1 protein-coding gene and 1 pseudogene are annotated in these 2,562 nt (G+C 51.6%); both read left to right on the top strand.

The features are described from left to right. A pseudogene (locus Q0338_RS08020) lies at positions 1-519 on the top strand (hypothetical protein); the annotation flags it as partial. A 93-nt stretch (positions 520-612) separates the two neighbouring features. Continuing rightward, positions 613-2,103, top strand: a complete 1,491-nt coding sequence (locus tag Q0338_RS08015; RefSeq protein ID WP_298086294.1) for a hypothetical protein — start codon at positions 613-615, stop codon at positions 2,101-2,103. The last annotated feature ends 459 nt before the right edge of the window (positions 2,104-2,562 follow it).

Below are 2,562 nucleotides of genomic sequence, written 5' to 3'. Positions count from 1 at the left end.
GACTGGCGCACGCGCATCGACGGCACGTATAAAAAAGACGGCAAAAAAATCGTACAAACCGCCAACGACGGCGAGCAAAGCACATATAGCTGCGAGAATGCGGACTGCACGTTTTTGTGGAGCGACGGCGGATACCATCTCTTTAACGCTCAAATCTTAAATGAGGTGCCAAAGGGCAGCTACTCATTCACCGCCGTTGGCTCCATGTCCGTTTACAACGCCTCGGGCGGCACAGATATCGTGGGCGGCGGCGTGAGCGGGTACTATGACTTCGACGGCAAAGGCCGCTTCAGGGACGGCAGTTGGGCCTACTCCTCCGCCGCCATGAGCAATGTGGGCGGCGGCGGAACAAGATCTAGCAGTAGCGCGGGCTCATATACGCTGGATAGCGGTGAACTCACGCTCAGATACGACGACGGACGGACGCAGCGACATAGCTTTTTTTATATCCCGCCTACTAGCGAAGGCAAGGCAGGCGGAGCGGTCGTCGACGGCGTGATATATTTTTTGGACGAATAGCAACCCATCGGCGTAAAACCAGGGCAAATTTGAGAACAAAAAGCCGAAGGCAAAACCGCCGCAGACGGCTTAAAAATTTACGAAAGGAAAAATATGGCTAAATTTAAATTTTTTGCAATCCTCGCGGCGCTTTGCCTCGGGTTAAATTTAAGCGCTAGCGAGCTAGAGGGCAGATGGAGCATCGTCTCGGTTACGGCGCAGGGACAGACGTTTAAAACGGCCGGACAAAAGTGCCTCGAAGACTCTTTTATCGAGGCTAGCGGCGATAGCGCGCGCCTAAGCTTAAGTAGCGCGGGCGGCAGCTCATGCGAAAAAGCCGAACAAAACTTCGCTCTAAAAAGCCTAGGCGGCGGCAGATACTCGCTTGGCGGCGGCGAGCTACGGCTAAATAACGGCTCGCTCGAATACAAACAAGGCACGGACAGCGGCGAGATCGTATTTACCTTTAAAAAAGACGAGGTAAATTTAGCCGGCATCGTAAACGGCGCCGTAAATCAAGCCGGCCTCGGCGGGTCAAATTTAAGCGAGATTGAGGGCAGATGGGAGCTAGTCTCGCTAAAGGCGCAGGGGCAGAGCTTTAAAGTCGCGGGACAAAAGTGCTTCGGCGACTCGTTTTTTGAGATCGGCGGCGATGAAGCGACGGTAGGCATCGTGGGCGTAAATCCGGACGGTTCGTGCAACAATAGTGCGGGCAAAAGCGGCTACGAAAGTCTGGGCGGCGGCAAATACGCGCTTAGCGCTAAAGGGCTGGGCGAGTTTTGGCTAAAAGACGGCATGCTCGAATACAAACAAGTCGCGGACGGGCAAGAGGTCTTGTTCGTCTTTAAAAAAAGCGCAAATAGCGCGCAGGCAAAAGCAAACAAATCAAGCTCAAATTCGGCCGAGTCCGCAAAACCCGCAAAGGACTCTAGCGTCAAACACAGTAGCGCCGGGGCGAGCAAAAAAGGCTCGGGGGTATTTGGCGGTACGAAATTTAACATGCTTTTAAACACGAGCGAGGATTATTCCTTTTACCTACGCGACGACGGCACCTACGCGAGCCGCCTAGAAAAGCCCGACTGGCGCACGCGCATCGACGGCACGTATAAGGTCAAAGACGGCATCCTAACGATAACCAGCAACGACGACTACGATACGAGCTACTACTGCGAGAACGACGACTGCACCTTTTTGTGGAACTCAATCGGCACGGGGTACTATATGTTTCAGGCACAAATCCCAAGCCAAATGCCAAAAGAGTGCTTCTCGTTTCGCAAGGACAGCTCGTCGTCCCTGTACGGCTGGTCGGGTGGCAGCGATACGGTGAGCGTAGGCGTGAGCGGATACTACTGCTTTGACGGCAAAGGGCGCTTTAGCTCGGGCGGATCGTCGTATGCTATGGCAAGCTCGGGTACCCCAGGCGGCAGCATAGACGGGGGCAGCTCAAAATCGCGCAGCGACGAGGGCTCATACACGCTCGATCAAGGCGAGCTAACGCTAAAATATGACGACGGCACGGTAGTTCGCCACAGCTTTTTCTACACTCTGCCACGCAGTAAAGATAACAAAACTATGGCGATCATCGACGGCGAGGTTTATCGGTAGGCTGGCTCTTTTTGATTAGTAGGATTTAGCATTTTAGCCCGTTTTTGATCGGGCTAAACTTACATGCTGCGCCAACCAAATTTGATAGTCTGCTCTAGCCCCTTACGACGATCAAATTTGCTTGCCGCCCGGTTCAAAACCTACCCTAAATTTGACGCCGTACGTTAAAATTCCGTCGTCAGATTTGCCCTCATCCGCCGCATCGAAAATCTCAAATTTAATGCGCTAAATAATATTTTTTCAAATTTCCCTCGCTTTTTACGTCTGATTTTGGCTATAATTTCAACCAAAGCAGATCGCGGTCGCGATTTACATTTGCATAAATTTATCTTCATTACAGTTTCTGCAAATTTACACAAACCTGAGCTCAAATTTGCGCTCAAATTTGACGAAGTTCCGCGTGTCGGAAAAATTTACTACGGATTAGAGTATGTATTTTATCGGTATCGACATCGGCTC

Origin of the sequence: uncultured Campylobacter sp. (genome assembly GCF_938018145.1) — a bacterium.
Taxonomy (GTDB): Bacteria; Campylobacterota; Campylobacteria; order Campylobacterales; family Campylobacteraceae; genus Campylobacter_A.
The sequence above is the reverse complement of the archived record's forward strand: the minus strand, read 5'-3'. Positions and strand labels throughout refer to the sequence as shown.